This is a genomic window from Streptomyces sp. NBC_00376 (genome assembly GCF_036077095.1).
Classification (GTDB): Bacteria; Actinomycetota; Actinomycetes; order Streptomycetales; family Streptomycetaceae; genus Streptomyces.
On sequence record NZ_CP107960.1, the window covers coordinates 5,615,899 to 5,637,463 of the forward strand.

Sequence of the window (21,565 nt, forward strand, 5' to 3'; positions counted from 1 at the left end):
CGGTACGCCTTTGTTGTGGGCCGGGGACGGGACGTTCAGGCGGGGAAGTTGTCGTCCTTGACCGCGGCGACGAAGGCTGACCAGCCGGCTGCCGGGAAGACGAGGGCGGGGCCGTGCGGGGCCTTGGAGTCGCGGACGGGGACGCCGGAGGGGTGACCGTCCAACACCTCGACGCAGCTGTCGTTCGCGCTTGAGCTGTACGACGACTTGTGCCAGCCGCTCAACGTGGATGCGTCCAGGATGGTGCGGTCAGTCATGGTGTCCGTACTCCTTCGCTGCCGTCCTCAGCAGGCCTTGCGACTCCTTCAGCGGCAGGGCGTCGCTCAGGGCCAGATCGTATCGGCTCTGCAACTGCCTCACCACGGACGGAGAATCCTGCACCTTTCCCATGGATAAGCCCTCGCTGTAGGCCACGGGCGGTTGGTCCTCGAACCACATCAGGGTGAGCATGCTCTCCATGAGCGTGTGAAAGCCCAGCGCGAAGGGCAGCACGTGCACACGGATCCGCTCGGTCTCGGCCAGCCGGATGATGTGCGTGAGCTGCTCCGCCATGACGTCCGGGCCGCCTACGGGGCGATGTAGCACCGCCTCGTCCAGCAGCACCCAGACTACGGGCGTCACCGGATCGTTCAGGATCTTGGCTCGCTCAAGCCGTGTGACGACGTTCTTGTCACGCTCTTCGGCGCTCGTGGGCGGGAACGCCGAGCCGAGCACCGCGCGAGCGTATCTCTCCGTCTGAAGGATGCCGGGCACGAAATTCAGGGCGAACTCCCTGATCATCGTGGCCTGCGGTTCGAGCTGGCGTACGGGTTCGAAATGGTTGGCGACGGTGCCGTCGTTTTTGTTCGGCAGGAAGCTGCTCAATACATCTCCCGTGTTGAGAGCCTTGTCCAGGCGCCGGGCGTCCTCCTCCGACGGGATGCGGCGCCCCGCCTCGATGTGTGAGATGTGCGACCGCGTCATGATCGCCGCGTCGGCCAGCTCCTGCTGCGTCAGTCCGGCCGCTTCCCGCTGCGCCTTCAACCAATCGCCATAGGTATTACTCATGGTCAACTCCCGTGCGCCAAAGGGCCTGTCACCTGGAACCCCCTGGCGAGCCTAGTCCGCACCGTCTCACTCTGTGAGTGGATCGCTACACAGCGGTGACTCGCCCGGACGTCGGCCGCCGCCGTCACACGGTCCGGAGAACGGCCATCTAGCTCAATGGAGTTGACGACGTGCTGCGCTGTATCGCCGATGCTTTTGAGTCGCTGCTGCGGTTTCTGTGGCCCGCCCAGGGGTGCCACCGGCCCATGGACTCGTATCGCGCCGCGCCTCCCGCAGGCGTGCACCCCACGCCGGGCATCGGCATGACGCCTCGCCCGATCCATGGTGCCGAGGTGACCGCGTGATCGCCCCGAACACCCCGGGCTCCGATTCGGTACGTCTGCTTCCGTGGTCCGGCGTGGACGGCAATCCGTGTTACGTCATCGGTGACGGGACCGGATACGTCTCCCGCGTCGCCGACAACGTCGAGAGCGTGCAGCTCGGCATGGCCGCCGAACTCCTCGACCATGTCGACGACATGCTCGGCGATTCGGAGGTCACGTCGGTGCAGCTCCGCTATGTCGTGGCCCGCATGAGCGAGGCGCTGCGCGATGTGTGCCGCGTCGCCGAGAGCCGGGGCCTTCGTCTCCGGACCTCAGGCCAGGGTCCCGGCGCCCCGGACGTCGGCCCGTGCCCCTCGGAGTCCTGAACCACCCTGAATCCACCATGTCCGGCCCGGTGATGCCCCTCGCGTCCTGGGCCGGAGGCGGCTGCGAAGCCCATGGAAGATCCGCGGTGACGAAATCGGCGAGCGGGCCCGGCCGCACATGACGGTCTCACCGGGGGAGTCGACCGTTTCGCCATCGAGCAGACCTGAGGTCACGGAGTCGGGGCGGGGTGCCAGGGTGCGTCAGGAAGGGCAGGACGGGCGTTGGCCAGGGCTTGGCGCAGCTGGTCGGCCGTGGGCATGCCGGCCAGGCCCTCCGGGGTCCGGTACATGCGGCAGGTCAGTCCCGGGGCCCGGCCGGGCTCGGCGAAGGGGTCGCGTCCGTCGATCAGGATCGTGGGCGAGCCGGTGAAGTGCGCGGCCTCCGCCTCGGCCTGGCTGGTGATGGTGCGGGTCCGGCACGTCACATCGTGCAGGCCCAGCCTGTCGAGCTCCTGATGGAGACGGTCGGCGGCGGTCCGGGTGTTCGGGCAGTCGGGCACGACCAGTAGTTCGATGTTCATGGCGTTGTTGTGCATGTTGTGCTCCCGTATGGCTCAGGTGCGGCAGTGGCAGGGTCGGCCTCCGAAGCGGCGGCCGGCGTCGTGGTGTCGGTACGTCAGGAGTGCCGACGGCTCACCGCACCCGCAGCGCGAACCACAGCTCCGTCCGTACGTCCATGTCGTCCAGGTCCACGTCCAGCAGGGACGCGCAGCGGGCGATGCGCTGGCGGACCGTGTTGCGGTGGATGCGCAGGGCCGTGGCCGTGCGGTCCCAGCTGCCGTGGAGGCTCAGCCAGCAGCGCAGGGTCTCGGTCAGCGGCTCGGTGAGCGGGGCGAGGAGGACGCGGGCGTGTGCCTCGGCGCGGTCGGGCGGGATCAGGGCGGCCAGGCCGGAGCCGCCGCCGTTGTGGTGGTGGGCCAGCGGGGTGCGGGTGGCGACGGCGCGGCCCAGGGCGCGGGAGGCCTGACCGTCGGCGAGGTCGAGGGCGGTGATGGCGGCGGGGGCGGACGCGCCGAGCGTCCAGCCGGGCTGCGGGGTGATCCGGTCGCCGCCGGGGATCAGTACCCGTACCGCGTCGCCGCCCCGGCCCGCGTCGACCAGCGCCGAACCGAGGGCGGCGCCCAGTGCGCCGGCGGTCAGCGGGTCGACCTGGCCGTCGCCGCTGCGGCGCGCGTGCACCACCGTCCACTGCTCGGCGCCACCGAGCAGCGGGGCGACGTCCTGCGGGTCCGCGCCCAGCAGCATCCGTACGAGGGCGGCCGACCGGCCCGCCGCGTCGGCGCCCTGGTGCGGGGCGGCCAGCAGGGAGAGCAGGACGACCGCTACCCCGGCGATCGTGTGGTCGCCCGCCTCGCGCCGCTGCGTCGCCAGGGCCAGGACGAGGCCCTGGCCGCCGCCCAGCGCGTACGCGGACAGATGCGCGTCCCGCAACATGTCGGTGGCGGACGACGGGGCGGGGCGCGTCACGGCGGAGACCACCCGGGTGAGCCGGGCCAGCGCCGCCCCGATGTCGGGGGCCGGTCGGCGGCCTGCCGCGTGCAGTTCCTCGCCGTCCGCGGAGAGCAGCACCGCCCGGCCCTCCAGCTGGGCCGCCAGTTGATGCAGCACCGCGGGGACCGGGTCGGGCCGGGCCGCCGCAGTGGCCAGGGCCTGCTGGGCCCGGGTCACCCGGCGCAGCTCACGGTGCCGGGCCTCGGCCATCAGCCGCCACACCGCCCGGGCGATCGCCGTGAACGGGGTCTCGGGCGGCACCTCCACCAGCGGCAGGCCATGCCGGTCGCACGCCTCGATCAGTGCCTGCGGCACCGTGTCGAACACCGGCGTCACCCCGAAACCGAGCGCCGCCGCCCCCGCCTCCACCAGCCGGGCCACATAGGCGTCCGGGTCCTTGAGCAGCACCCCGGCGCTCAGCAGCAGCTCACCGCCGAGCAGATACGGGTACGGGTCGGCCATCTCCGAGGTGTGCACCCACAGCAGATCCGCCTCGACCGGACCCGCGATCCGGTGCAGCCCGAGCTCCTCGCGGGCGAGCAGCTCGGTGAGAGGGATCGGGGGAGTGGGAGGAGCGGAAGGAGAGGGGGGAGTGGGCGGGGTGAGCCCGGCCAAGGCTTCAGGCATGGACGGTCCATCCATCAGTGACTTCAATTATGGATGAAACGTACACTTCAGCGTTGCTTGTGGGCCACCTACCGTCTTCACCACATACGACGTGCGCACATGACTGAAACGGAGGAAGCCCATGGCTGTCGACTACGCGGTGATCATCATTTATCTGGCCGGCATGCTCGCCATGGGCTGGTGGGGCATGCGCCGCGCCAAGTCCAAGAGCGAATTCCTGGTGGCGGGCCGCAGGCTCGGCCCCGGGATGTACTCCGGCACGATGGCCGCCATCGTCCTCGGCGGTGCCTCCACCATCGGCGGCGTCGGACTCGGTTACCAGTACGGACTCTCCGGCGCCTGGATGGTCTTCACCATCGGCCTCGGACTGCTCGCCCTGTCCGTCTTCTTCTCCGCGCGCATCGCACGGCTGAAGGTCTACACCGTCTCCGAGATGCTCGACCTGCGCTACGGCGGCCGGGCCGGGATCATCTCCGGCGTCGTGATGTGGGCGTACACGCTGATGCTCGCGGTCACCTCGACCATCGCGTACGCCACCATCTTCGACGTCCTCTTCGACATGAACCGGACCGTCGCGATCATCCTCGGCGGCGCCATCGTCGTCGCGTACTCCACGCTCGGCGGGATGTGGTCGATCACGCTCACCGACATGGTGCAGTTCGTCGTCAAGACCATCGGTGTGCTGCTGCTCCTGCTGCCCATCGCGGTGATCAAGGCGGGCGGCTTCAGCGAGATGAAGGCGAAGTTGCCCACCGAGTACTTCGACCCGCTCGGCATCGGCGGCGAGACGATCTTCACGTACGTGCTGATCTACACCTTCGGCATGCTGATCGGCCAGGACATCTGGCAGCGGGTGTTCACCGCCCGCAGCGACAAGGTCGCCCGCATCGGCGGCACCGTCGCCGGTACGTACTGCCTCATCTACGCCATCGCCGGCGCCGTCATCGGCACCGCCGCGAAGGTCATGTACCCGACGCTGCCCAGCGCCGACTCCGCGTTCGCGACCATCGTCAAGGACGAGCTGCCGATCGGTGTGCGCGGACTGGTGCTCGCCGCCGCGCTGGCCGCCGTGATGTCCACGTCCTCGGGCGCGCTGATCGCCTGTGCCACCGTCGCCAACAACGACATCTGGTCCCGGCTGCGGGGTGCGGTGTCCCGGGGCGGCGAGGCCGTCGAGGGCGAACACGACGAGGTGAAGGGCAACCGGGTCTTCATCCTCATCATGGGCGTCGCCGTCATCCTGATCGCCATCGCGCTCAACAACGTCGTCGAGGCCCTGACCGTCGCGTACAACCTGCTCGTCGGCGGCCTGCTGGTGCCGATCCTCGGCGGCCTGCTGTGGCGCCGTGGCACCGCGGCGGGCGCGCTGGCCGCGGTGTCGGTCGGCGGCCTCGCGGTGATCGGCCTGATGGCGGGATACGGAATCCTCGCCAACGAACCGGTCTACTACGGCCTGCTGGCCTCGCTCGCGGCGTACGTGATCGTCTCCCTGGCGACGAAGCCGACCGACGCGGCCGTACTCGCGGCCTGGCGCGAGCGGCTGGCGGGACGGGGCGCGACGACGGAGGAGCCGGTGCACGAGCCGGCCGCGACGTAACCGTCCCCGCACGCCCCCGGGAGGGGCGGCCCCCGCCCCTCCCGCCTCGCCCCGCACACTGAACAACGCACGCAACCCGAAGGAAGGCACTTCACATGAGCAGCAACGAAACGCCGCGCGGCCCCGTCGACTCCTCCCGCGTCCCGCGGTACGCCGGACCCGCGACCTTCGCCCGGCTGCCCCGGCTCGACGAGGTCGGCACCGCCGATGTCGCCGTCGTCGGAGTGCCCTTCGACACCGGTGTCTCCTACCGGCCCGGCGCCCGCTTCGGCGGCAACGCGATCCGTGAGGCCTCGCGCCTGCTGCGCCCGTACAACCCGGCGCAGGACGCCTCGCCGTTCGCGCTCGCGCAGGTCGCCGACGCCGGTGACATCGCCGCGAACCCGTTCAACATCAACGAGGCCGTCGAGACCATCGAGGCCGCCGCCGACGACCTCCTCGGCACCGGCGCCCGCATGATGACGCTCGGCGGCGACCACACCATCGCGCTGCCGCTGCTGCGCTCCGTCGCCAAGAAGCACGGCCCGGTCGCCCTGCTCCACTTCGACGCGCACCTCGACACCTGGGACACCTACTTCGGCGCCGAGTACACCCACGGCACCCCGTTCCGCCGCGCCGTCGAGGAGGGCATCCTCGACACCTCCGCGCTCTCCCACGTCGGCACCCGCGGCCCGCTCTACGGCAAGCAGGACCTGGACGACGACGCGAAGATGGGCTTCGGCATCGTCACCTCCGCCGACGTCATGCGGCGCGGCGTCGACGAGGTCGCCGACCAGCTGCGCCAGCGCATCGGCGACCGGCCGCTGTACATCTCCATCGACATCGACGTGCTGGACCCGGCGCACGCCCCCGGCACCGGCACCCCCGAGGCCGGCGGCCTGACCTCCCGCGAGCTCCTGGAGATCGTCCGCGGGCTGTCCTCCTGCAACCTGGTCTCCGCCGACCTGGTCGAGGTCGCCCCCGCGTACGACCACGCCGAGATCACCTCCGTCGCCGCCTCCCACACGGCGTACGAGCTGACCACGATCATGTCCCGCCAGATCGCAGAGGCCCGTACGAAGTGAGCCACGACCACCACGACGAGCGGCCGCGGCTCACCCCCGAGCAGACCGCGGCCGCCCTGAACCCGCCGGCCGGGCGCAACGGCGGCGACCTCGTCGTCGAGACCCTCCAGGGCCTCGGCGCGACCACCGTCTTCGGCCTGCCCGGCCAGCACGCGCTGGGCATGTTCGACGCGCTGCGCCGCTCCTCCCTGACGTACATCGGGCTGCGCGTCGAGAACAACGCGGGCTTCGCCGCCGACGCGTACGGCCGGATCACCGGGGAAGTGGCGCCGCTGCTGCTCTCCACCGGGCCGGGGGCTCTTACTTCCCTCGCCGCGCTCCAGGAGGCGGCGGCGGCCTCCGCGCCCGTGCTGGCCATCTCCAGCCAGATCCCGGTGGCGGGGCTGGGCGGCGGACGCCACGGCTACCTGCACGAACTGCGCGACCAGAAGGCGTCGTTCCGCGACGTCGTGAAGTCCGTCCACACCGTCCGGACCGCCTCCCAGATCCCGTCGGCGATCGCCGCGGCCTGGGAGTCCGCGCTGACCGCGCCGCACGGTCCGGTCTGGATCGAGATCCCGCAGGACGTGCTCCTGGCCGAGACCATCGTGCCGGTCGTCTCGGCGATGGATGCCACCCCGCGCGAGCTGTACGCCCGTCCCGAACTGACCGCCGTGGCGGCCGACCTGCTGTCGAAGGCCGAGCGTCCGGCGATCATCGCGGGCGGCGGAGTCGTGCGGTCCGACGCGTCCGGCAAGCTGCTGGCGCTCGCGGAGAAGCTCGACGCACCCGTCGTGACCACCTTCGGCGGCAAGGGCGCCTTCCCGTGGGAGCACCCGCTCTCGCTCCAGTCCTGGCTGGAGGACCGCTACACCACGGACTTCCTGGAGTCCGCCGACGTACTCCTGGTCGTCGGCTCCGGACTCGGTGAACTCTCCTCGAACTACCACACGTTCGCCCCGCGCGGCCGGGTGATCCAGATCGAGGCGGACGCCGGGAAGCTGGAGTCCAACCACCCCGCGCTCGGCATCCACGCCGATGCCCGCGAGGCGCTGTCCGACCTCCTCGAAGCGGTCGACCGCCGCGAGGACCCGACGGCGCCGGAGCGGGTCCGTACGGTCCTCGAAGCGGTAAGGGAGAGGATCGCCGCCCAGGAACTCACCCTGGAACAGCGGCTGATCGCCTCGGTCCGCGAGGCGCTGCCCGACGTGTCGCCCAGCTTCTGGGACATGACGATCCTCGCCTACTGGGCCTGGTCCGCCTTCGACGCCCGCCACCCGAACACGATGCACTCGGCCCAGGGCGCGGGCGGCCTCGGCTACGGCTTCCCGGCCGCCCTCGGCGCGGCGGCGGCCGACCGTACGCGGCCGGTCCTCGTGGTCTCCGGGGACGGCGGCGCGATGTACTCGATCGCGGAGCTGGCCACGGCCCGCCAGTACGACCTTCCGGTCACCTGGCTGATCGTCGACGACGGCGGTTACGGCATCCTGCGCGAGTACATGACGGGCGCCTTCGGCGAGGCCACGGCGACGGAGCTCACCCGCCCCGACTTCGTCGCCCTCGCCGAGTCCTTCGGCGTCCCGGCGATCCGCACCACCCCGGAGTCGCTCACCGCCGACCTGGCCGCGTCCCTCGCGGCGCCCGGCCCCTCGGTGGTCGTGCTCCCGGCCCTGCTGAGGATGTTCGAGCCGACGCACCTGTAGGCATCGGCTCGCTGCCCGTCCGCGTACCCGGCTTCGGCCGGGGCGCGGGCGGGTTCATCTGCGGGGCGGATGCTCCTTCGCGATGAGTGCCGCCTGCTCCTCCCTGCCCCGGTGGAAGTCCGGTCGCTCGTCGGGATGGAGGCTGGTGGGCACGGCCTTCGCCGGTGGCAGGAAATCGGTCAGCGACCGGAACACCGGGTCCGCCGCCGCTCCCTGACCGCGGATCCGGGCCTGCACCAGGTACTGGACGATCTCCCGCAGGGGCTCTCGCAGAACGGGTTCAGGGCGTGCGGCGGCCTTCTCCGCGGCTCCCGGCTGTCCCAGCGCATGGTGTTCGTTCTGCGCGAGCCGCTGCAGGGCCGCTACCGCCGCGAAGAGCCGGCCACAGCGGTATGCCTCGGCGTGCCGGACCGGCTGAGCGCTCGTCAAGGTTCCCTCGATTCGATCAAGGTGCCGGGTCGCACCCGGTGACCGATACCCGCGCGACGGGCGACGAACCACACAGCCCAAAATGCGCAACTTTCCGGCCCGTCGTGAGTCGTTACTCACGGGTGCGCCGGGGGCGCACCGTACCGATCCACTCATGGGGGACCAGCCACATGAAAGAACAGCCCCGCATATCCCGTCGTGCCAAGGCCGCGCTCTCCGTCGCGCTCGCCGCGGGCGTGCTCGCACCCGTGGCGCTCGGCGCGGCGCCCGCCGCGGCGGCGACGCCGACGGTGAGCTGCACGTCCGGCAAGGCCGGGCTCGCCGCGAAGCTGTCGAAGGACATCACCGCCGCGCTCAAGGACCGGAAGTCGACGACGGCCGTGGCGCTCTACGACCGCACGACCAAGACCAACTGCACCCTGCGCGCGACGACGAAGTACGACTCCGCCAGCGTCGTGAAGGCGACCGTGCTGGCGACGCTGCTCTGGGACAACAAGAAGCACAACCGCTACCTCACCCAGCGCGAGATCAACCTCTCCACCGCGATGATCACCAAGTCCGACAACAACGCGACCACCAGCCTGTGGAAGCAGCTCGGGGTGACCAAGGTCAAGGCGTTCCTCAAGGCCGCCGGGATGACGCACACCGTGCCCGGCTCCGGCGGCTACTGGGGGCTGACCCAGATCACCGCCCAGGACGAGCTGCGACTGCTGACCCTGCTGACCGCCAAGAACTCCGTGCTGAGCGACAACGCGCGCGCCTACGAGCTGGGCCTGATGCGCAAGGTCGTCTCCTCGCAGCGCTGGGGCACGCCCGCCGGGGCGCCGTCCGGGGTGACCGTGCAGGTCAAGAACGGCTGGCTGCCGCGCGCCACCCACGGCTGGCGGGTGCACAGCATCGGCGCGTTCACCGGCAAGGGGCACGACTACGCGATCACCGTGCTCACCCAGGACAACAAGACGATGAACGACGGCATCAACACCATCCAGGCCGTCGCCCGCGCCGTGCACAAGGACCTCAACCCGGCCGTCGCCGCGAAGACGACCTCGACCATCGCCCCGCCCGCCGCCCCGCAGGAAGCGGTGCCCGCGGTGCCGGAGGCCCCGGCCGTACGGATGCTCACCGCGACGCCGCGGCCGTAGGGACCGGCATCGGCGGGTCGGGGCCGGCCCCTGCGGCCCTGACCCGCACCGAGGCCCCGCTCAGCCGTGGGCGGCGCGGGCATCGGCAGCCGCCGGGCCCGCCCCGTCGTCCGCCCCTGCGCCGGACTCCGGCGCCCCGGAACCCGCGTGCGCGGTGAACGCCACCCGCATCGTGTCGCCGTCCGCCCTACGCCGATGGCCCCGTCTTCGGCCCGCCTTTGTAACAGCGGGATGAAATCCGCTGCCCACGGCGTTGGTGCCTTCCGGTAGAGCAGGTCGAACGGGGAGGCACCGGTGACGGACGCAGGGGACGTACAGGGCGCGGCGCGGGCCCCGGGATGGGCCCGGCGGTTGTGCGGGTACGCATGGCGCTACCGGCGCAATGTGCTGCTGGCGCTCGGCTCGTCGCTCGCGGGCATGGCGGTGATGGCCCTCGTCCCGCTGATCACCAAGGTGATCATCGACGACGTCGTGGTCGGCCACACCCGGTCCCTCGCCGTCTGGACCGGGCTCCTCATGGCCGCCGCCGGGCTCGTGTACATAGCCACCTACATCCGCCGGTACTACGGCGGCCGGCTCGCCCTCGACGTGCAGCACGATCTGCGTACCGAGATGTACGGGACGATCACCCGCCTCGACGGGAAGCGGCAGGACGAGCTGTCCACCGGCCAGGTCGTCGGGCGCGCCACCAGCGACCTCCAGCTGATCCAGGGACTCCTGTTCATGCTCCCGATGACCATCGGGAACGTGCTGCTCTTCCTCATCTCCCTGGTGATCATGGCGTGGCTCTCGCCGCTGCTCACCCTGGTCGCGATCGCCGTGGCCCCCGCCCTCTGGTTCATCGCCCGCCGCTCCCGCACCCGGCTCTTCCCCGCCACCTGGTACGCCCAGGGGCAGGCCGCCGCCGTCGCCGGAGTGGTCGACGGGGCCGTCTCCGGGGTCCGGGTCGTCAAGGGGTTCGGGCAGGAGGAGCAGGAGACCGGCAAGCTGCGCGAGGTGGGGCGCAAGCTCTTCGCCGGGCGGCTGCGGACGATCCGGCTGAACTCCCGCTACACCCCCGCCCTCCAGGCCGTCCCCGCGCTCGGCCAGGTCGCGATGCTGGCCCTCGGCGGCTGGCTCGCCACCCGGGGCGAGATCACCCTCGGTACGTTCGTGGCGTTCTCCACCTATCTCGCCCAGCTCGTCGGACCGGTCCGGATGCTCGCCATGGTCCTCACCGTCGGACAGCAGGCCAGGGCCGGCGTCGAGCGCGTACTGGAACTGATCGACACCGAGCCGACCATGAAGGACGGCACCAAGGACCTCCCGGCCGACGCCCCCGCCAGCGTCGAGTTCGACGACGTACGGTTCGGCTACGACGCCGAGCGCCCCGTACTCGACGGGTTCTCGCTGACCATCGAGCCCGGTGAGACCGTCGCCGTCGTCGGCGCGTCCGGCAGCGGGAAGTCCACCGTCTCGCTGCTGCTGCCCCGCTTCTACGACGTGACGCACGGCGCCGTCCTGGTCGGCGGCCACGACGTCCGCGAACTGACCCAGCGGTCCCTGCGCGCCGCCATCGGCCTCGTACCGGAGGACAGCTTCCTGTTCTCCGACACCGTCCGCGCCAACATCGCCTACGGATTCCCCGACGCCACCCAGGAGCAGATCGAGGAGGCGGCCCGCGCCGCCCAGGCCGACCGGTTCATCGCGGAGCTGCCCGAGGGCTACGACACCAAGGTCGGCGAGCACGGGCTCACCCTCTCCGGCGGCCAGCGCCAGCGCGTCGCGCTCGCCCGCGCCATCCTCGCCGACCCCCGGCTGCTCCTCCTCGACGACGCCACCTCCGCCGTCGACGCCCGCGTCGAGCACGAGATCCACGAGGCGCTGCGCCAGGTCATGGCCGGGCGGACCACCCTGCTGATCGCCCACCGCCGCTCCACCCTCGGCCTCGCCGACCGGATCGCCGTCCTGGAGAACGGCCGGCTCGCCGACATCGGCACGCACGAGGAGCTGGAGCGCCGCTCCCCGCTCTACCGGCGGCTGCTCACCGACCCCGACGAGCTGGGCGGCACCTCGCCCGGGCACCAGCGGCTGGCCCCCGCACCCGACACGACCCCCGAGGACGAGCGCGCGCTCCAGGAGGAGCTGGACGCCGAGTTCGACGCCGAGCGCGGCATCAGCCCCCACCTGTGGGTCCGCAAGGAGGAGCCGCGCGACACCGGCGCGGCCGGCATGCCCGCCACCCCCGAACTGCTCGCCCAGGTCGAGGCGCTGCCGCCCGCCACCGACACCCCCGACATCGACGAGGCACGGGCCGTCGGCGCCGAGGACTCCTATGGGCTGCGCAGGCTGCTGCGCGGCTTCGGGCTGCCGCTGCTGGTGAGCCTGGTGCTGGTCGCGGTCGACGCGGGCGCCGGTCTGCTGCTGCCGGTACTGATCCGGCACGGCATCGACCAGGGCGTCTCGCAGCTCGCGCTCGGCGCGGTCTGGGCGGCGTCCGCGCTGGCCCTGGTGGTCGTCCTCGTGCAGTGGGCCGCCCAGATCGGCGAGACCCGGATGACGGGCCGCACCGGCGAACGGGTGCTGTACTCACTGCGGCTGAAGATCTTCGCGCAGCTGCAGCGGCTCGGCCTGGACTACTACGAGCGCGAGCTGACCGGCCGCATCATGACCCGGATGACGACGGACGTGGACGCGCTGTCGACGTTCCTGCAGACCGGTCTGGTCACCGCCTTCGTCTCCGTCGTCACCTTCTTCGGCATCATGGTCGCGCTGCTGGTCCTCGACGTGCAGCTGGCCCTCGTGGTCTTCGCGACGCTGCCGGTGCTGGTCGTCGGTACGTTCTTCTTCCGCCGCAAGAGCGTCAAGGCTTACGAGCTGGCCCGTGAGCGCATCAGCGTCGTCAACGCCGACCTCCAGGAGTCCGTCTCCGGGCTGCGGATCGTGCAGGCGTTCCGCCGCGAGCACGACGGCACCCGGCGGTTCGCGGAGCGCAGCGACCACTACCGCGAGGCCCGGGTCCGGGGCCAGTGGCTGATATCGGTCTACTTCCCGTTCGTGCAGCTGCTGTCTTCGGTGGCCGCGGCCGCCGTCCTGATCGTCGGCGCGGGCCGGGTCGACAACGGCACGCTCACCACCGGTGCGCTGGTCGCGTACCTGCTCTACATCGATCTGTTCTTCGCCCCGGTCCAGCAGCTCTCCCAGGTCTTCGACGGCTACCAGCAGGCCACCGTCTCGCTCGGCCGCATCCAGGAACTGCTGCGCGAGCCGACCTCAACCGACGCCGCGGACGAACCGCTGGACGTGCTGTCGCTGCGCGGCGAGATCGCCTTCGAGGACGTGTCCTTCGCGTACGGCTCCGGCGACGGCGCCGAAGAGGCCCTCGTCGGGGTCGACCTGCGGATACCGGCCGGCCAGACGGTCGCGTTCGTCGGCGAGACCGGCGCGGGCAAGTCCACCCTCGTCAAGCTCGTCGCCCGGTTCTACGACCCCACGGGCGGCCGGGTCACCGCTGACGGCACCGATCTGCGCCGCCTCGACCTCACCGCGTACCGGCACCGGCTCGGCGTCGTACCGCAGGAGGCGTACCTCTTCGCGGGCACGGTCCGCGACGCCATCGCCTACGGGCGGCCCGAGGCCACCGACGCCGAGGTGGAGGCGGCGGCGCGGGCGGTCGGCGCCCACGACATGATCGCGACGCTGGACGGCGGCTATCTGCACGAGGTCGCCGAGCGGGGCCGCAACCTCTCGGCCGGTCAGCGCCAGCTGATCGCGCTGGCCCGTGCCGAACTCGTCGACCCGGACGTCCTGCTGCTCGACGAGGCGACCGCCTCGCTCGACCTGGCCAGCGAGGCCCTGGTCAACCAGGCGACCGACCGGCTCACCGGCCGCCGCACCACCCTGGTCGTCGCCCACCGGCTGACCACGGCCGCCCGCGCCGACCGGGTCGTGGTGATGGACCACGGCCGGGTCGTCGAGGACGGTACGCACGACGAACTCCTGGCCAGGGACGGGCACTACGCCGTGCTGTGGCGCACGTTCATCGGGGAGGACGAGCCCGCGCAGGTGTGAGAGCCGGGCCCGTCCGCCGGGTCAGTCGCCGATGCCGGAGATCTTTCCGGTCCGCAGGTCCGAGCGGACGGTCAGGTACGAGTACGTGGGGTGCTTGCCGCCGCTCCAGGTGAGCCGCACCGTCGACCAGGTGTGGCCGGCGGCGCTGTCGCCCGCGGTGACCCGGAAGGCGAGCGGGGTGTTCTGGGCCCGGAGCACCCCGTCCGCGTGGTTGCGCCGCTCCCAGGTGTTCAGCTCGGAGCGCAGCCGAGGGGTCAGGTAGAAGGTTCGCAGGGCGGTGGCGAGCCGTCCGCCGTCCTCGGTGGAGGCGGCGACGGCATCGATGTAGGCACCGTAGAAATGGGCGACCTGCTGGTAGGCGGGGGATCCGAGGTCACTGCGTACCGATGCGGCGGCGGCCGGGGCCTGCGGGGCCGCCGCCGCTGCCGGGACCGCGGCGACAGCGGTGAGGAGAGCGGAGGCGAGCAGCGTCCGGCCGATCTGGCGCCGGCTGCGGAGACCCGGGGTGTTGCGGAGCTGAAGCATGGGCAGTACCTGCCTTTCGTATGGCTCTGTCCTGTTGGAGCCATGCTGTGGCGATTCGGTTGCCCGGGGGGCGGGAGCGAGCCGTATGCAACCTCCGGATGGCCTCCTGCGTCGTACGCATGTATGCGTATGCGCCGCGCAGGGGCGTAGATGTTCGACTGGTGATGGGGTTACTGGTGATCAGAGGGACGCGTAAGTCCGGAAAGGTCGCATTGTCCGACGAGGGCGGTGGTGGAGAGGGAGGCCGGAACGGTCCCCGGGCCGGCCGTCGGATGCTGGTGTGCTCGATCGCCCTGCCGTTGGTGGCCGCGCTCGGCCTGGTGCTCGGCGGTCCCTCGGTCGGCCGTGCCGACGCCGCGTCGGTTTGCGCCGGACGTCCCGCGAAGACGGTCGCGTTCAAGACCGGGGAGCTGCGCGTCTACAAGAACCGTTCCTACGCCTGCGCGATAGCCGTCGCCAAGAAGTCGGGCCCGCGCCGCACCATGTCCGTCACGCTCCAGGCGCGCGGCGGCAGCCCCGTCGTCGACCGGGGCCGGTACACCAAGCAGGCCGGTCCGGTGACGGTCCATGCGCTGAACCGGTGTGTCAGGGCCTCGGCCACCATCTCGGGGAAGTCGGGCTCCACGGGCTGGATCCTGTGCTGAACTCTCCGCCGGATTCTGTGCTGAATCCCTGCCGAATTCTCCCCCCACCGGCCCGGACCCGCGGTTTTGTGTGCCGACCGGGTCTGGCGGCAAGGGAGTTGCCCCGCTAGGTTCACGGCGAAAGTTGTGATTCCTGGGAGGGTGTATGCGCAAGGCGTTCAGAGGGTTCCTGTCGCTCGCGGTGCTCATCGGCACGGTGGGCGCGACGGGCGCCTCGGCCGGGGCGGCCACCGCCGCGGAACCGGCAGCGATCCGGACCGGCACCGCCGCCGACAACGGCACCGGCACGGACATCAAGGACCGCATCCTGGCCATTCCGGGGATGAGCCTCATCGAGGAGAAGCCGTACGAGGGCTACCGCTACTTCGTCCTCAACTACACCCAGCCGGTCGACCACCGGCACCCGTCCAAGGGCACCTTCCAGCAGCGCATCACCCTGCTGCACAAGGACACGTCCCGCCCGACGGTCTTCTACACCGGCGGATACAACGTCTCCACCAATCCCAGCCGCTCCGAGCCGACCCGGATCGTCGACGGCAACCAGGTCTCGCTGGAGTACCGTTTCTTCACCCCGTCCCGCCCGGCGCCCGCCGACTGGTCCAAGCTCGACATCTGGCAGGCCGCCAGCGACCAGCACCGCGTCTTCACCGCGCTGAAGGCGATCTACACCAAGAACTGGCTGGCCACCGGCGGCTCCAAGGGCGGCATGACGGCCACCTACTTCGAGCGCTTCTACCCCAGGGACATGGACGGCGTCGTCGCGTACGTCGCACCCAACGACGTGGTGAACAAGGAGGATTCGGCCTACGACCGGTTCTTCGAGAACGTCGGCACCAAGGAGTGCCGCGACAGGCTGAACGGCGTCCAGCGCGAGGCCCTGGTCCGCCGCGAGCCGCTGGAGAAGAAGTACCGGGAGTACGCCGCCACGAACAGCTACACCTTCGACACCACCGGCTCGCTCGACAAGGCGTACGAGGCCGTCGTCATGGACTACGTCTGGGCGTACTGGCAGTACAGCCTGCTGTCCGACTGCGACACCATCCCGGCCGACGCCGCCTCCGCCACCGACCAGGCGATCTGGGACTCGATAGACGCGATCTCCGGCTTCTCCGCCTACACGGACCAGGGCCTGGAGCGGTACACCCCGTACTACTACCAGGCGGGCACCCAGCTCGGTTCGCCCGACATCAAGCAGCCGTGGCTCGGCGACCTGAGCCGGTACGGGTACCAGCCGCCGCGCAACTACGTGCCGCGCTCCATCCCGATGAAGTTCCAGCCGTCGGTGATGCGCGACGTCGACAAGTGGGTGAAGAACCACGCCGACCGGATGCTGTACGTGTACGGGGAGAACGACCCGTGGGGCGCGGAGCGCTTCCGGCCCGGCGCGGGCTCGCACGACAGCTACGTCATGACCGTGCCCGGCGGAAACCACGGTGCCAACGTGGCCGGGCTCGCCGCTAACGACAACGCGAAGGCCACCGCGGCGATCCTGCGCTGGGCGGGCGTCGCTCCGGCCGCCGTGCAGGACGACCCGGCGAAGGCGAAGCCGCTCGCGAAGTTCGACACGCGGCTCGACCGGCAGGACGTGAGGAACGAGCGCCGGCTGCGGCGGTAACGGCTCCGCGAGCGGGCCCTGCGATCCGGTTCCGTGAGCAGGTTCTCCGAGCAGGTTCTCCGAGCAGGTTCCGTGAGCAGGGGGAGGGGCTGTGCGCGTGCCGCACAGCCCCTCCGTGTTCCGTGCTTTCCGGCTAGTACGTCAGCCCGTAACCGACCGGGTGCAGCACCTTCGACGGGTCGTCCGCGCGCTGCACCGGGACCGGCAGGGTGCCCTGCGGTTCGGCGCGGCCCGCGATCACCCGGGCGGCGGCCCGCAGTTCGACATCGGTCCAGGAGTACGTGGCCAGGTTCGCCGCGAACCCGGTCCCGGCCAGCTGGGCGATGTCGTACGGATTGCGGATCGCCACCGTGATCACCGGGACGCCGGTCGCCGCCAGCGCGCGCACCAGGGTGCGCTGCGAGCTGGTCGCCGAGACGTTGTACGTCGCCACGACCACCGCGTCCTTGCCCTGTGCGGCGGCCACCGCCTCGGCGATCTTCGCCGACGTGGGGGCGGTGCCGGTGGACAGCGCGGTCGCCGCGTGACCCAGTTCGCCGAACGCCGTGGCCAGGGTGGTGGTCGGCGGTCCGGTGGTGCCGGACGGGGAGGCGGGATCGGCGCCGACCACGAGCAGGCTCTTGTGGGAGCGGCGGGAGAGCGGCAGCACCGCGCCGTCGTTGGCCAGCAGCGTGGTGGTGCGCTCGGCGATCCGGTCGGCGGCGGCGAGGTGCGCCCGGGTGCCCACGGTGCGGTCCACCCCCGCGCGGCTGACGAACGGGTTGTCGAACAGCCCGAGCTTCGTCTTCAGCCGCAGGATGCGCAGGATCGATTCATCAATCCGGGCCTCGCTGATCTCACCGCTCTTCACGGCCTCCAGGACGGCGTTCCAGGAGACGTCCAGGCTCGGCGGGTTGAGCAGCTGGTCGACGCCGGCCTTGAGGGCGAGGACCGGCACGCGGTCGTCGCCGTACTTCGTCCGCACCCCCTCCATGCCGAGGGAGTCGGTCACCACGACACCGTCGTAGCCCAGCTCCTCGCGCAGGATGCCGGTGAGGATCGGGTGGGAGAGCGTCGCCGGGTCCTCGGCCGGGTCCAGGGCCGGGACCACGATGTGCGCGGTCATGATCGAGTCGATGCCCGCGGCGATCGCGGCCCGGAACGGCGGCTCGTCCAGCTCCGCCCACTGCTCCCGGGTGTGGGTGATGACGGGCAGTCCGGTGTGGCTGTCGGTGCTGGTGTCGCCGTGGCCCGGGAAGTGCTTGGCCGTCGAGGCGATCCCGCTGCTCTGGTACCCCTTCACCTGCGCGGCGACCATGGCGGCCACGGACTGCGGGTCGGAGCCGAAGGAGCGCACGCCGATCACCGGGTTGGCCGGGTTGACGTTGACGTCGGCGTCCGGGGCGTAGTTCTGGTTGATGCCGATCGCGGCCAGTTCGGCGCCCGCGATCTGCCCGGCCCGGCGGGCGTCGGAGCGCGAACCGCCCGCGCCCAGCGCCATCGCGCCCGGCATCAGGGTGGCGGGCTCGCCGACCCGGCAGACGATGCCGTGCTCCTGGTCGGTGGAGACGAGGAGCGGCAGGGGGGTGGGGCCGGCGAGACCGGCGCGCTGGATGCCGTTGGAGAGTTCGGCGATCTGGTGCGGGTCGCGGGTGTTGTGCGCCCAGGCGAAGTAGATGATCCCGCCGACGTGGTACCGGTCGATCATCTCGGCGGCGGTGCGGACCCCGATCTCGGCCATGTTGGCGTCGATGTCGGCCTGGTCGGGGTCGGTGGCGGAGTGCCCGTACACCCGCATCACGAAGAGCTGCCCGACCTTCTCCTCCAGGGACATCCCGGAGATGATCCGCCTGAGGCGCTTGGTGGTGGCGGCTGAATAGTGCTGTCCGCTGCTCGCGGACCGCTGGGCGGCGAGCGCGCCGGGGGCGATGCCCACGCCCGTGACGGCGGCTACGGCCGTCGCGGCGGTGGCGGTGAGAAGGGTGCGTCTGGAGGTGCGGTGGTGCACGTGAGCTCCTTCGGCCGTACTCGGGGACGAGAGGTGGTGAGAGTGGTGAAAGAAACTTCCAAGGAGCACGGATATCCAGAAAATAACTTCCGGTCAAGAGTCCGGACCGTTTTGAGCACGTCCGGCGTGGCTGAGACCGTCCCGACCCGCCTCGGTCCGGCCCCTGCCTCGCCTCAGTCCTGCCCCTGTCCCAGCCCCACCGCGGCGCCGTGCGCCCGCAGCGCGGAGACCGCCGCCGTGATCGCGGGCCGCCGGGCCGCCTCCGTACGCCACAGCGCGTACAGCCGTCGCACCGGCACGGGATCGAGCGGCACCGCCACCACCCCCGGCGGCAGCTGCCCGCGCCCCAGGCGCGGGATCATCGCGACCCCGAGGCCGGCGGCGAGCAGGGCCAGCTGGGTGTGGTTCTCCTCCGCCTGGTGCCGGATGTCCGGCTCGCAGCCCGCCGCCCGCAACGTCCGTACGAGCCAGTCGTGGCAGACCGTCCCCGGCGGCTGGCAGATCCACCGCTCCTTCGCCAGCTCCTCGCGCCGCACCGCGCCCCGCCCGGCGAGGCGATGCCCGGCGGGCACCAGCAGATCGCAGTGGTCGTCGCCGATCACCGCCTGCGCCACGCCCTCGGGGGCGGGCAGCGGGGCGATGTCCCAGTCGTGCGCCACCGCCAGATCGATCACGCCCTTGGCCACCAGGTCGACCGAGAGATGCGGATCGACCTCGGTCATCCGGACCTCCAGCGCCGGGTGCTCCCGGTCCAGCCAGGCCAGTACTCCGGGCAGCAGGCCGCGCGCCGCGGAGGCGAACGCGCCGATCGACAGCCGCCCGGTCGGCAGCCCCCTGCGCTCCTCCAGCGTCGTCTCGGCGCGCTCCACGATCGCCAGCAACTGCTGGGCCGTCTCGGCCAGATGGAGCGCCTCCTCGGTCAGCGCGACACCGCGACCGCGCCGTTCCAGCAGCGTGGTGCGGGTCTCCCGCTCCAGCTTGGTGATCTGCTGCGAGACCGCCGACGGGGTGTAGCCGAGCGCGGCGGCGGCGCCCGCGACGGAGCCGTGGACGAAGACGGCGTGCAGGGCGCGCAGCCGGGCCAGATCGAGCACCGCAACCTCCCGGACCTCGGTGATCCACGAGTGGATCAGACACGTGATCAGTCACGTGATTCATTAGCGATGCTCAATTTCACCATGAAGAAATCCGCGCTGGTGCTACATGGTCGCTGCGGGTGATCCTCGGTGCATGCGTCCCCTCCACATCGCCCTGGCCGCCCTGGTGGCAGCCGTCTGGGGTGTCAACTTCGTCGTCATCGAGCTCGGTCTCGGGCACTTCCCGCCGCTGCTCTTCTCGGCCCTGCGCTTCCTGGTCGCCGCGCTGCCCGCGGTCTTCTTCGTCGGCCGGCCCAAGGTCGCCTGGAAGTGGATCGTGGGCGTCGGGCTCGTCCTCGGGGTGGCGAAGTTCGGCCTGCTCTTCATCGGCATGGACCGGGGGATGCCCGCCGGTCTGTCCTCTCTGGTGCTCCAGGTCCAGGCGGTCTTCACCGCCCTCTTCGCCGCCGTCGCACTCGGTGAACGCCCTGGAAAGGTACGGGTGTTGGGGATGGGGGTGGCGCTCGCGGGCATCGGGGTCGCCGCCGTCGACGAAGGGGCGGGCGGCCCCGTGCTCGCCTTCGTCCTGGTGATCGCGGCGGCGGCCTGCTGGGGCGTGTCCAACGTACTGACCCGCAAGGCCGCCCCGCCCGACTCGCTCAACTTCATGGTCTGGGTCTCGACCGTGCCCGTGCTCCCGCTGCTCGGCCTCTCCCTCCTCTTCGAGGGCTGGGACCGCGACAAGGAGGCGCTGGCCGCGCTTGACTGGAGCGGCGCCGGGATCATCGTCTACGTCGCCTGGATCACCACCGTCTTCGGTTTCGGCGCCTGGGGCTTCCTGCTGCGCCACCACCCTGCCTCCTCGGTGGCCCCGTTCACCCTGCTCGTCCCGGTCTTCGGGATGTCCTCGGCCGCGCTGTTGCTGGGCGAGTCGGTGAGCCCGCTGCGGTGGTGCGCGGCGGCGCTGCTGGTCGGCGGGGTGGCCCTCACGTCGCTGGCGGGGGCGCGACGCCCGCGCACCGGGGCCCAGGAAGCCCCGGAGTCCTCGGAGCCGGAGGTGGCGCGGGCCGCCTGACCCGGCCGCGTGCCGCGCCCCCCGGCCCGCGCGCCGCCTACTGCTTGGGCGCGCCCAGCCGCAGCAGGTGCTCCCGCCCGGCGTCCAGCAGCCCGGGGAGCTCCGCCGCGGCCGGGTGCCAGCGCTTCTCGTACTCCCAGCAGACCCAGCTGTCCGGGTCCAGCGTGTCCAGGCAGGCGCCCAGCGGCAGCACCCCGGCCCCCAGCGCCAACGGCTCGGTGTCCTCGGCCGACGCGATGTCCTTCACCTGCACGTATCCCAGGTGCGGGGCCAGCACCGCATGGCTCGCGGCCGGTTCCTCGCCCGCCAGCCAGGTGTGCATGATGTCCCACAGCGCGCCCACCTGCCGGTGCCCGACCGTCCCGACGACCCGGGCGACATCGGCGCCGCCCCGGTGCGAGTCATGGGTTTCCAGCAGGATGCGTACGCCCTGGTCGGCGGCGTGCTCGGCGGCGGCGGCCAGCCGCCGGGCGGCGGTCGCGTCGGCCGTGTCGGGGTCCTGGCCACCGCCGCCCGGGAAGACCCGGACGTTCTGCGCACCCAGGTCGTGCGCCAGGTCCACCAGCCCGGCCAGCTCGTCCAGCACCGGCGCGTCGTCGCCCTCGGCGGCGGCCCGGACGTACCCGGCGACGGTCAGGATCTCCACACCGCCCTCCTTGAACTCCTGGACGACGGCGGCCCGTTCGTCCGCCGAGAGGCCGGGGTGCACCGGCTCCTCGGGGTGGGCGCGCAGCTCCACACCCTGATAGCCGTGCCCGGCGGCGAGCCGGACGACATCGGCGACCGGCATCCCCGGCACTCCGAGGGTCGAGAAAGCGAGCTTCAC

18 protein-coding genes are annotated in these 21,565 nt (G+C 71.5%); 9 read left to right on the plus strand and 9 right to left on the minus strand.

The window, feature by feature from the left end:
• Positions 1-35: 35 nt before the first annotated feature.
• Both OG842_RS25355 and OG842_RS25360 read right to left on the minus strand, forming a co-directional pair.
• Complete coding sequence (locus OG842_RS25355; RefSeq protein WP_266732831.1) at positions 36-257, minus strand: DUF397 domain-containing protein; 222 nt, start codon at positions 255-257, stop codon at positions 36-38.
• Positions 250-1,047 (minus strand): helix-turn-helix domain-containing protein, encoded by a 798-nt coding sequence (locus tag OG842_RS25360; protein WP_266732832.1) that lies wholly within the window; start codon positions 1,045-1,047, stop codon positions 250-252. Before OG842_RS25360 ends, OG842_RS25355 begins: the two co-directional genes overlap by 8 nt.
• 340 nt (positions 1,048-1,387) lie before the next feature.
• On the opposite strand from OG842_RS25360, the gene OG842_RS25365 reads away from it, so the two are divergent.
• Positions 1,388-1,735 (plus strand): hypothetical protein, encoded by a 348-nt coding sequence (locus OG842_RS25365; RefSeq protein ID WP_328512537.1) that lies wholly within the window; start codon positions 1,388-1,390, stop codon positions 1,733-1,735.
• Between the two features lie 170 nt (positions 1,736-1,905).
• On the opposite strand, the gene OG842_RS25370 is transcribed toward OG842_RS25365, so the two are convergent.
• Both OG842_RS25370 and OG842_RS25375 read right to left on the minus strand, forming a co-directional pair.
• Positions 1,906-2,271 carry a hypothetical protein gene (locus OG842_RS25370; RefSeq protein ID WP_328512538.1) on the minus strand — a complete coding sequence of 122 codons (366 nt, stop codon included), beginning with the start codon at positions 2,269-2,271 and terminating at the stop codon, positions 1,906-1,908.
• A gap of 97 nt (positions 2,272-2,368) precedes the next feature.
• Complete coding sequence (locus tag OG842_RS25375) at positions 2,369-3,853, minus strand: PucR family transcriptional regulator (protein WP_328512539.1); 1,485 nt, start codon at positions 3,851-3,853, stop codon at positions 2,369-2,371.
• 121 nt (positions 3,854-3,974) lie between these two features.
• Here OG842_RS25375 and OG842_RS25380 point away from each other — a divergent pair, with 121 nt between their 5' ends.
• From OG842_RS25380 to OG842_RS25390, 3 genes are all read left to right on the plus strand, one after another.
• Positions 3,975-5,450 (plus strand): sodium:solute symporter, encoded by a 1,476-nt coding sequence (locus tag OG842_RS25380; RefSeq protein WP_266732839.1) that lies wholly within the window; start codon positions 3,975-3,977, stop codon positions 5,448-5,450.
• A 95-nt stretch (positions 5,451-5,545) separates the two neighbouring features.
• Complete coding sequence (gene speB / locus OG842_RS25385) at positions 5,546-6,514, plus strand: agmatinase (RefSeq protein WP_124717598.1); 969 nt, start codon at positions 5,546-5,548, stop codon at positions 6,512-6,514.
• Positions 6,511-8,196, plus strand: coding sequence for a thiamine pyrophosphate-binding protein (locus tag OG842_RS25390; RefSeq protein WP_328512540.1), 1,686 nt, complete (start codon positions 6,511-6,513; stop codon positions 8,194-8,196). The genes speB and OG842_RS25390 overlap by 4 nt, the downstream gene beginning before the upstream one ends.
• Before the next feature lie 54 nt (positions 8,197-8,250).
• On the opposite strand, the gene OG842_RS25395 is transcribed toward OG842_RS25390, so the two are convergent.
• Entirely contained in the window at positions 8,251-8,625 is a 375-nt protein-coding gene (locus OG842_RS25395) for a hypothetical protein (RefSeq protein ID WP_266732842.1), read from the minus strand.
• Between the two features lie 170 nt (positions 8,626-8,795).
• Here OG842_RS25395 and OG842_RS25400 point away from each other — a divergent pair, with 170 nt between their 5' ends.
• Both OG842_RS25400 and OG842_RS25405 read left to right on the plus strand, forming a co-directional pair.
• Positions 8,796-9,767 (plus strand): serine hydrolase, encoded by a 972-nt coding sequence (locus OG842_RS25400; protein WP_266732844.1) that lies wholly within the window; start codon positions 8,796-8,798, stop codon positions 9,765-9,767.
• 294 nt (positions 9,768-10,061) lie between these two features.
• Entirely contained in the window at positions 10,062-13,817 is a 3,756-nt protein-coding gene (locus OG842_RS25405; protein WP_328512541.1) for an ABC transporter ATP-binding protein, read from the plus strand.
• A 21-nt stretch (positions 13,818-13,838) separates the two neighbouring features.
• Here the strand turns inward: OG842_RS25405 and OG842_RS25410 are convergent, their stop codons facing one another.
• A complete protein-coding gene (locus OG842_RS25410) occupies positions 13,839-14,342 on the minus strand; it encodes a hypothetical protein (protein ID WP_266732847.1) in 504 nt (167 codons plus the stop codon).
• Between the two features lie 272 nt (positions 14,343-14,614).
• On the opposite strand from OG842_RS25410, the gene OG842_RS25415 reads away from it, so the two are divergent.
• Both OG842_RS25415 and OG842_RS25420 read left to right on the plus strand, forming a co-directional pair.
• Complete coding sequence (locus OG842_RS25415; protein WP_266733809.1) at positions 14,615-14,986, plus strand: hypothetical protein; 372 nt, start codon at positions 14,615-14,617, stop codon at positions 14,984-14,986.
• Positions 14,987-15,131: 145 nt separating this feature from the next.
• Positions 15,132-16,601: a S28 family serine protease gene (locus OG842_RS25420; protein ID WP_266732849.1), complete on the plus strand. Its 1,470-nt coding sequence runs from the start codon at positions 15,132-15,134 to the stop codon at positions 16,599-16,601.
• Between the two features lie 133 nt (positions 16,602-16,734).
• Here OG842_RS25420 and OG842_RS25425 read toward each other — a convergent pair whose 3' ends face one another.
• On the minus strand, positions 16,735-18,588 hold the full coding sequence (locus tag OG842_RS25425; protein WP_328512542.1) for a glycoside hydrolase family 3 protein: 1,854 nt from the start codon (positions 18,586-18,588) through the stop codon (positions 16,735-16,737).
• 173 nt (positions 18,589-18,761) lie between these two features.
• Positions 18,762-19,682: a LysR family transcriptional regulator gene (locus OG842_RS25430; protein WP_328512543.1), complete on the minus strand. Its 921-nt coding sequence runs from the start codon at positions 19,680-19,682 to the stop codon at positions 18,762-18,764.
• 136 nt (positions 19,683-19,818) lie between these two features.
• Here OG842_RS25430 and OG842_RS25435 point away from each other — a divergent pair, with 136 nt between their 5' ends.
• Positions 19,819-20,739, plus strand: coding sequence for an EamA family transporter (locus tag OG842_RS25435; RefSeq protein ID WP_266732853.1), 921 nt, complete (start codon positions 19,819-19,821; stop codon positions 20,737-20,739).
• A 37-nt stretch (positions 20,740-20,776) separates the two neighbouring features.
• On the opposite strand, the gene OG842_RS25440 is transcribed toward OG842_RS25435, so the two are convergent.
• Positions 20,777-21,565 (minus strand): sugar phosphate isomerase/epimerase family protein, encoded by a 789-nt coding sequence (locus tag OG842_RS25440; protein ID WP_266732855.1) that lies wholly within the window; start codon positions 21,563-21,565, stop codon positions 20,777-20,779.

Coding starts and splice junctions, on each gene's coding strand:
- OG842_RS25355 (WP_266732831.1), bottom strand. CDS start 257: ATGACTGACCGCACCATCCTGGACGCATCCACGTTGAGCGGCTGGCAC.
- OG842_RS25360 (WP_266732832.1), bottom strand. CDS start 1,047: ATGAGTAATACCTATGGCGATTGGTTGAAGGCGCAGCGGGAAGCGGCC.
- OG842_RS25370 (WP_328512538.1), bottom strand. CDS start 2,271: ATGCACAACAACGCCATGAACATCGAACTACTGGTCGTGCCCGACTGC.
- OG842_RS25375 (WP_328512539.1), bottom strand. CDS start 3,853: ATGCCTGAAGCCTTGGCCGGGCTCACCCCGCCCACTCCCCCCTCTCCT.
- OG842_RS25380 (WP_266732839.1), top strand. CDS start 3,975: ATGGCTGTCGACTACGCGGTGATCATCATTTATCTGGCCGGCATGCTC.
- speB (WP_124717598.1), top strand. CDS start 5,546: ATGAGCAGCAACGAAACGCCGCGCGGCCCCGTCGACTCCTCCCGCGTC.
- OG842_RS25400 (WP_266732844.1), top strand. CDS start 8,796: ATGAAAGAACAGCCCCGCATATCCCGTCGTGCCAAGGCCGCGCTCTCC.
- OG842_RS25410 (WP_266732847.1), bottom strand. CDS start 14,342: ATGCTTCAGCTCCGCAACACCCCGGGTCTCCGCAGCCGGCGCCAGATC.
- OG842_RS25415 (WP_266733809.1), top strand. CDS start 14,615: ATGCTGGTGTGCTCGATCGCCCTGCCGTTGGTGGCCGCGCTCGGCCTG.
- OG842_RS25420 (WP_266732849.1), top strand. CDS start 15,132: ATGCGCAAGGCGTTCAGAGGGTTCCTGTCGCTCGCGGTGCTCATCGGC.
- OG842_RS25435 (WP_266732853.1), top strand. CDS start 19,819: ATGCGTCCCCTCCACATCGCCCTGGCCGCCCTGGTGGCAGCCGTCTGG.